Origin of the sequence: Adlercreutzia muris, assembly GCF_041223505.1 — a bacterium.
In the GTDB taxonomy this organism is placed as follows: domain Bacteria; phylum Actinomycetota; class Coriobacteriia; order Coriobacteriales; family Eggerthellaceae; genus Adlercreutzia; species Adlercreutzia muris.
Genome location: NZ_JBCLQK010000003.1, coordinates 271,162 through 279,449, shown reverse-complemented (window position 1 = coordinate 279,449; position 8,288 = coordinate 271,162). Strand labels below are relative to the sequence as shown.

Here is an 8,288-nt window from a genome sequence, read left to right as displayed (position 1 = left end):
TCTTCACTGGCGTGCGCAAGCTAGCGGCCGGCCACTGGCTGCGCTGGCGGGACGGCCGCGCCGAGTACCGCCGCTGGTTCGCCCCGTCCTTCGCCCCCGACGAGGGCTGCAGCCTCGATGAGAGCGCCGAGGCCATCGCCGAGGCCGTGCGCGGATCGGTGGCCGCCCATGCCGCGGCCGATGTGCCCGTGGGCTGCTTCCTCTCCGCCGGCGTGGATTCCAGTCTGGTAGCCCATGAGGCCAGCCGCCTCATGGATGCCCGCACGTTCTCCATCGGCTACGACGACGGGCGCTTCTCGGAGCTGGAACAGGCGGCCTCCTTCGCCCGAGCCATCGGCCTGGCCAACGAGGGGCGCACTCTTGGCGCCGAGGAGTTCTTCGCCTCGGTGCCCGCTGTGCAGTACGCCCTGGACGAGCCCTTGCCCAACCCCTCGGCCGTGCCGCTGTACCACCTGTGCGCCCATGCCGCCCAGTCGTCGAAGGTAGTGCTGTCAGGTGAAGGGGCCGACGAGCTGTTCGGCGGCTACCCGTACTACCAGGAGTGCCTCGCCTTCGAGCCCTACATGGCCGCGCCCGCATCCCTGCGTCGGGGCCTTGGGGCCGCAGCGGGCCGCCTGCCGGCCGGCGTTCGGGGGCGCCGCTTCCTCATGCGGGGCGCCCGCCCCCTCTCCGAGCGCTACATCCGCCTGGAGTACAATTTCCCCTGGACCGAGGCTCTGGGCCTGCTCACACCGGAGTTGGGCGCCCGGGGAGCGGCGGCACCGGCCCCTTGGGAAGTCACGGCCCCGCTGTTCGCCGAGATGGGCGCCGCAGGACTCGATGAGGTCACCGCCATGCAGACCGCCGACATCCTCACCTGGATGCAGCAGGACATTCTCTTGAAGGCGGACAAGATGTCCATGGCCGCCTCGCTTGAGCTGCGCGTGCCCTTCCTCGATCGGGAGGTATTCGCCGTAGCCCGCACGCTGCCCACGGCCCTGCGGGTGACCCGGGGCGAGACCAAGGTGGCCCTGCGGCGCGCCGCCACCCGCACCCTGCCGGCCGTCACGGCTGCCATGCCCAAAAAGGGTTTCCTCACGCCTCTGGCCCAGTGGCTGCGGGAGGACCCCTGGGCCGCCTCGGTGCGCGAGGTGCTGAACAGCGAGACGGCCCGGATGTTTTTCCGCGGCGACCGCCTGAACGCCCTTCTGGACGAGCACCAACGCGGCACGCGATCGAACATGAAGAAGATCTGGAGTGCCTACTGCTTCGTCATCTGGTACGACCAATACTTTAGGGAGCACAGAAACGTGTGAGGGAGGCGCGAGATTTTCAGATCGAGCGCCGTCTACCCAAGGGCGCTTCCCCGCTTCGCCCGGGCGCCGACGTGCGACGGGAGCAGGACCACGCGCTCTGCCCCAAAAGCGATGACCATCCGAGCAAATGAAGGCGCCCCGCAGCCGCGCCCGGCTGCCATACCCCTACTTCCCCGATTTCAACCCGTCGATGACCTTGTCCAGCGCCGCATCGGAGAAGCCCTCGGAGTAGGCCGAGGGAATGACCACGGTGCCGCCGCTGCCCTTCACCGACTCGTAGAGCAGGTGCATGGTGCGCAAGCGCACGGCCAGCTCGTTCTCCTCATACACGTTGGCCGCATCCACGAGCATGGCCGAGATGTCCTTCTCCACTTCGGCCAGCACCATGCGGGCGTTCTTCTCCCGCTCGGCCTGGGCCTCGGCCGACATGACCTCCTGCAGCTCGGCGGGAATGACGATGTCGCGGATTTCCACAGATAGCACCGTGATGCCCCACACGCTCGTGCGCTCCTCGATGACCTCCTGAAGCTCTTGGTCGAGCTGGTTGCGGCGGATGGCCACCTCCGACACGCTGGCCCGGCCGATGGCGTCGCGCAGGGCCGTCTGGGCCGCCAGCGACACGGAGTTGTAGTAGTTCTCCACCTCCAGGCACGCCTTCTTCGCGTCCCACACCATCCAGAACAGCACCGCATCCACGTTGATGGGCACCAAATCGCTCGTCAGCGTCTCCTCGGCGCCGAAGCCGGTGACCATGATGCGCTGGTCGGCCTTCAGGGCCGTCTGCTCGATGAAGGGGATGGTGAAGTAGAGTCCCGGTCCCTTCACGCGGGAGAACTTACCGAGGCGAAACACCACCACCTTCTCCCACTCCATGGCGATGTGCACCGCCATGGTAGCGGCCCAGGCCGCCGCCAGCGCGCCAAAAAGCCACCAGACATCGAGCTTTCCCCCCAGTGCGAACCCGAGACCCAGCACGCAGGCGAACACCGTCACAGCGATGAAGACCGCGAAAACGAGCGGTCCGTTCTGAGATGTGCGACGATCGACGTTGGAATTGTATTTCTCGATGCCGGCAACGCGTCGGGCGCGACCCTCGCGCTCGGTCTTCTCAGTACGATTCAGCATGGAACTCTCCCCCCTCTTCGAAGATCAGGACCTCTCATCCTTCAACCGATGAGCCACATCCATCATGCACAGCGTGACTTCATCGATGGTCATTCCCAGGGCCAGGCAGCGCCGGATGCAGCCCTCTATTTCCGTGTCGGCAATGGAACACACATCATCGGCCTTCCCGCCGATGTCGCGCACGAAAACGCCCCGGCCGCGCACGGACTCGACATAGCCGCCGCTCTCCAGGTTGACGTATACCTTGCTCACGGTGTTGTAGTTGATGGCGGCCTCGGCGGCCAAGGTGCGCACGCTGGGCAGCTGATCGCCAGGCCGGTAATAGCCGGTCTTGATGAGGTAAACGAACCGATTGCGCAGCTGCACCCATACGGGCAGTCCGCTCGACTCGTCTATCTCGAACAGGGCCATGGGCTCTCCGCAGCCTTCCTGCTTGGGCGCCTGCCGGGCGCTTCTGTTTCATATCGGCTCGCATTGTATCACCCGAGCCAATGACTTCCGGCCAACACCAGGCAGAACCGCAGAATTAGCCCTCCGAAGAGGCACGAGGCCTCAGCTGCTGCGACCGGTGCGACACGACCCGCGAAGGGACGCAGCGCCTCGATGCCAAAGGGCACGACAATGCCGCCTAGCACGAAACCCCCGAAGAACCAGGAACCTTGGCCCTCAGGCGAAATCAGCTGCGCGAGGCCCGGGCCCGCGAACAAGTTCGCTGCAGCCAGGACGATGAAGGCGGCAAGCGCTACGAACTCGAGTCCCAAGGTTATCAGATGAACCCGATGCAGACCGTCTACCCAGCCGGCCAGAAGCGCCCAATCGTGGCCGAAGGGCGCAAGCAGAAGCACGATCGCCGAGCCGGAGGAAAGCGATGAGAGGGCAAGCAGCGCCGGAAGCGCCGCGTTGTTCCACAGGGGTACCGCCTCCATCCACGCCAGGTACAGGCCGGTGTAGACCATGAGCACCGCCGCCAGCAGCGCGCCGAGCACTTCCAGCCCCTTGCGAGCCATGGAGGGCAGCGGCCAACCGAGGACGTGGGCCGCAGCCACGCAAGCCGAGACGAGCAGCGACGCCAGCAGGACGAACGAGCCCACCGATAGCAGCGATACCGTCGGTCGGAGGAACAGCAAAAAGAAACGATGGGGACTGCCCAAGTCCGCCAGCAAGCAGAATGCCGAGAGGGCCAGAAGCCCGAAGCTGGCGAGGTACAGCTTGCCCGCCAGGCCCCAAAAGGCACGGCTCTGCCGAAAGGTGCGCGATTTCGTGCAGTGGAACAGGAGCGACCAGGCGGTTGTCACAAGTAGTGTGCCGGCACCGCAACCGCCCAGAAACAGGTAGAGAACCACGAACGTCCCCAGCATACGCACCTCCCCTCAAGGCACCGACGTTACTTCCTGCGCCAAAACGCGCGGGCCTCTCCGTCGAAGCAAATGCCGAAGCGCTCGGCGTAGCAAGCGATCAGGCCGAAAACGAACGCTCCGACACCACGGTAGTACCCGGTACGTGCATGCCTCTCGACAGCATAGCGCCAGGGGGCCAACCAGGGAAGGACATGCTCCGTCAGGAAAGCGTCCCCTTCGCCGGCCAACGCGGCAGCTCGCTGACCTTCGCCGGCATCCAAGGCCTCGCGTTCCTCGGCAATCAGGCGAGAGAGGAAGCCGAGCATGAGCCCCAAATGGTCGTCGGGCTCCCGATGCAGTCGTTCGACCTCAAGGCCGTGACGACGGTAGACCTCGCGCACAGCAATGACGTTCTTGCCGAACACGTGTCGGTTCGGCTCCACGTAGAATGACTCCAAGCACGATGCCTCAGGCGTGCCCAGACCCACGAACAGACGCAGCCATTCGCGACGCAATTCAGCCACGGCCTCGGCGAACGCAGGGCTTTCCCCAAGGAAGGCGGCCGCACTATCAGTGCTTGCGCCCTCGGGCACCTCAGATGCGCACAGAGCGGCGGCACACCAGCCGTCCAGAAAACGAAGGCCCTGCCGCGCGTCATCGCTTTCCTCGCCGAAGGGGGCGCTGGCGAACTGACGGCTTGCAACCTGCTCGGCCACCGATGAAATGTCCGGCTCGACATACAGCAGCCGAGAGGCGACAGCGAAGCAGACCTCGGCCGCAGCCAGCGTATCGGAAGAAAGGGGAGCGATCATAGGACACCTCTAAAAAGAACAGGCGGGGCACCGGGCAAATCGGGAGGGAGGGGGGGGTGAATCTGTCCGGTGCCCGCCTTAACGTGGGATTATACAGGGTTGAAAGGTATTCTCCTCGGTATTGGAAAGGTTCATGAAAGGGGCACAGATCTTGCCGTTTCGCGCAGCGACCCGCACCCCGCAATTCCCCCGAGACAGCGGAGCACCCTTCGAGAACGCTACAGCTCCTCTTGGAGGTTGACCACCGAACCGGTACCGACACCAGACTTCTGGGCGTTGCGATGAGGAGTCAGGATCAGATTGGGGCCCGTGGTGTCTTGGGGCAGCGGCTCGACTTCGATATCGCCCTCGCCGTACCTCTCAACAAGTTCCTCACGGGGCCCGAAGTCCAATGCTCGCATGGGGCAGCCAATTACGCAGATGGGCTTGCCGCCCGTGGCCACCTCGCCACGGCACATGTCGCACTTGAGCATGTAGCCCTCTTCCTCGTTGAAGGTGGGGGCTTTATAGGGGCAGGCGGTCTGACAGGTCTTGCACCCGATGCACACTTCATGATCGGTCCACACAATACCCGTATCAGGGTCTTTCTGCATAGCGCCCGTCGGGCAATTCTCCACACAGGCGGCGTTCGTGCAGTGATTGCACGCCAGAGAGATGAAATAGCCGAACACCCCATTAGGGACGTAATGACCCGCCGCTGTTGCATCCCAGCTGCCACCCTGATAGCTGTACACCTTGCGATAGAGATTAGTCGCCGGCAGCCTATAAGTTTCCTTGCACGCGACCTGACAGGTCTTGCAGCCCGTGCACTTGCCGCCATCCAAATGAAATGCGTACTGAGTCATAGCGCACCTCCCCTATTCCTCGATGCCCACGGGCGTAACAATGGGCGTGTTCTTGTCGGGCTCAAGCGTCAGCGGCCCGTCGTATTTCTCCACCTGCACCAGCGTGCCCGTCCACGACTGGGAAGCTTGCCCCGAGGCCTTCGGAGCCTGCAAGATGTTCGGGTCGCCGCCCAAGTCGATGCCGGTCTCCTCGTCGATGCGGATCCACGCGCCGTCCTGGAGCGCCACCGCACCCGGAACGATGGTAGGCAGCACCTTGGCCGGACGCAGCACCTTGCCGTGGGGGCTCGTCATGAGCACCAAGTCGCCGTTCTTGATGCCCCGTGCCTCGGCATCCACGGTGCTCATGAAGCATTCCTGGGGGAACGCCTCGCGCAGCGAGACGACGTTGTCGTTCACCGTATGGGAGCGACGCAGGGAATGGGGCGTCCACAACAGCAGCGGATACTCCTCAGTCTGGGTACCGGCGCCCTGGTCGGGATCACCGATCTGCCACTTCGCGATGGGCGGAATGACGGAGTAACCGAGCGAGCTCACGACCGCCGAGAGTGTGGCACTATGGATCTCGAACTTACCCGACGCCGTGGCCGCCGGATTGCCCTCGGGATCGGCAATGAACGCCGCGAAGGGCCGATAGGTAAGGGCGTCGCCCTTGGATCGCTGGGTCTTGTAGCAACCCTTCTCCTTGAATTCTGCGATGGTGATGCTGCCCTCCTGGGGTTTGCCCTCCACACCCAGGGCATCGATGTCTTCCTGAGTGATGGTGAACAGCGGCTCATAGGCCGCCGTGGCCTGATCAGTCATCTTAATGGCGCCGGCGAAGGAGTGATAGGTGCGCTCGGCATCGGTCATGGTGTTCACCGTCTTCGGATCCAGGCCAAGACGGCTTGCCAGCTCTTCGGCGATCTCAGTCTCGGGGCGCGCCTCGTACAGCGGCTCCATAATGCGATCAGCCCAATACACGGTCTCGGCATTCACGCTCCAGGCGATATTGCCCTTCTCCCACCACGTGGCCGCAGGCAATACCACGTCGCAGTACTGCCGCGAGGCATCGAAGAACGGCCCGACACCCCACACGAAATCAACCTTGCGGAACACCTTGATGCCGGCATTCGCATTGGGCAGCGAGTTGAGGCTGTTCTGATAACCGCCCGTGTAAATGACGTGAATGTCGATGGGCTTTTTCCCGCCAGGCCAGGAATCGCGCCCGTAGGCGCCATCGAGAATCGACTGCCAGCACTCGGTGTAGTCCACCTTTTCCCAAGAATCCTTGTCAGTTATCTCGCCCCAATTGGGCACGAGCACAATGACAGGAGGCGCCAGCGGATTGACGGGGTTCTTGCCGGCCCCGTTGGAGGCATCTCCCGCAAAACAATAGGGCGTGGTGGAATAGCCGTGCTCGTGCATGCCGAGCCAGCCGACATAGTTGCCCGGCGTTCCCACCCCATGCATGAAGGCCAAGGTGTAGAAGGCCTGACCGAACATCTCACCGGCGGGAATCTTGGTCGTAGACTGGCCGGCGAAGAAATCGACTTTTTCGGTCTTCGCGATTTCCTCAGCCAGGCGGCGCGTTGTTGCTGCAGGCACACCGCAGATGGCCTCGGCCCACTCCGGCGTCTTGGGCTCGCCGTCGTAGGTACCCAGCAAGTAGTCCTTGAAATTTTCCTTGGGGTCGGCGCCCTCAGGCATATGCTCGGCATCGAATCCCACGCAGTAGGTGTCCAAGAACTCCTGATTCTGCAGATTGTTCTCCACCTGGTGATACATCATACCGAGGCAGAACGCCGTATCGGTGCCGGGCAGGATGGGCACCCACTCATCGGCAATGGCGGCGGCCGTCTGATTGAGCCACGGATCCACAATAACGAGGCGACCCCCCTCGGACTGCGCGTAGCTCAACTGGAGCGGTGTGTTGCCCGCCTTGTTGGCTGCCCAGTTGTTGCCGAAATGGAAGTGGAGCTGGCTCTCGGCGAGACTCAGGGCGTCGGGAGCCTCGAAGATGCTGCCCGTCATGAACAGCTCGACGCAAGGCCATGCTCCAAGCGATACGGTGCCCAGATCGTGATGCACCGCACCGCCCTTGGCATTCAGCAAACACACGATGGGGTCGAAGTACTCCTCGCCAATATCGGAGTAGGCCGCGGCAAGAATAGATTTCGGACCCCAGTTGTCGTAGGCCTTCTGCATCTCGCTCGCTATGATATCCAGCGCCTCATCCCAGCTGATGCGCTCCCACTCATCGCGGCCGCGCATCTCGCCGTTGGGATTATCGGGGCTCCAGCCCTTGCGCTTCATGGGATATTTGATGCGCGCCGGTGACAGCATATTACTAATTTGCGCTCGTCCGCGCGGGCAAGCGCGGCGCTGGGGCACCTCGATAGAGTCCTCCTCCTCATCGGTGCGGATGCGCAGCGGCACGCCGTCCTCCACATACACCCTCAAAAGGCAGCGGGAGTGCTCGCAACTGCAGTTGTTCATGCATGCGCCCGTCAGCCATTGGCCATCGCCCTTCTCCCCCGGATAGGATTCGATGCCGGTGTCGCCCAATGAGATCTCGGACGATGCTGGTGAATTCGCGCAGGCAGTCAAGCCCGCGAGGGTTGCGGCGCCAGCAGTGGCCGTGCCCCACTTGACGAAGCTGCGTCGAGTCAATTCGTTGCTCATTCTTGACCCTCCCTCTTCTAGTCGTGCGGGAAAGCGCCCGGACACGGTCGCCTCCCCTTCTCTCTCGATACGACCCATGCATAGGTGAAACCATCCTAAACTTGTATGACGGTTACGGCGCCTATACTATCATGCATGAGTAGGACAGTCAACGGGATCGCTGGTTTCATGCTATCTTTCTTGAGGACAACCTTATGGCAAGGCAATACG

7 protein-coding genes are annotated in these 8,288 nt (G+C 63.1%); 1 reads left to right on the top strand and 6 read right to left on the bottom strand.

The annotated features are described in order from the left end of the window. On the top strand, positions 1–1,295 hold a 1,295-nt coding region (locus tag AAK988_RS04940), incomplete at its 5' end, for an asparagine synthetase B family protein (RefSeq protein WP_369880464.1). Between the two features lie 165 nt (positions 1,296–1,460). Here AAK988_RS04940 and AAK988_RS04935 read toward each other — a convergent pair. The 6 genes from AAK988_RS04935 to AAK988_RS04910 form a co-directional block, all read right to left on the bottom strand. Beyond that, positions 1,461–2,420, bottom strand: coding sequence for a slipin family protein (locus tag AAK988_RS04935; protein ID WP_289636327.1), 960 nt, complete (start codon positions 2,418–2,420; stop codon positions 1,461–1,463). Between the two features lie 24 nt (positions 2,421–2,444). Further along, positions 2,445–2,831 (bottom strand): GntR family transcriptional regulator, encoded by a 387-nt coding sequence (locus AAK988_RS04930; RefSeq protein WP_289636325.1) that lies wholly within the window; start codon positions 2,829–2,831, stop codon positions 2,445–2,447. 68 nt (positions 2,832–2,899) lie between these two features. Next, the gene (gene nrfD, locus AAK988_RS04925) at positions 2,900–3,778 is read right to left on the bottom strand and encodes an NrfD/PsrC family molybdoenzyme membrane anchor subunit (RefSeq protein WP_369872893.1); all 879 of its coding nucleotides are present in this window, start codon (positions 3,776–3,778) and stop codon (positions 2,900–2,902) included. 26 nt (positions 3,779–3,804) lie between these two features. Continuing rightward, positions 3,805–4,569: a TorD/DmsD family molecular chaperone gene (locus AAK988_RS04920; protein WP_369872894.1), complete on the bottom strand. Its 765-nt coding sequence runs from the start codon at positions 4,567–4,569 to the stop codon at positions 3,805–3,807. Between the two features lie 218 nt (positions 4,570–4,787). After that, a complete protein-coding gene (locus AAK988_RS04915) occupies positions 4,788–5,414 on the bottom strand; it encodes a 4Fe-4S dicluster domain-containing protein (protein WP_135970816.1) in 627 nt (208 codons plus the stop codon). Positions 5,415–5,426: 12 nt separating this feature from the next. After that, on the bottom strand, positions 5,427–8,078 hold the full coding sequence (locus AAK988_RS04910; protein WP_369872895.1) for a molybdopterin-dependent oxidoreductase: 2,652 nt from the start codon (positions 8,076–8,078) through the stop codon (positions 5,427–5,429). Positions 8,079–8,288: the final 210 nt, after the last annotated feature.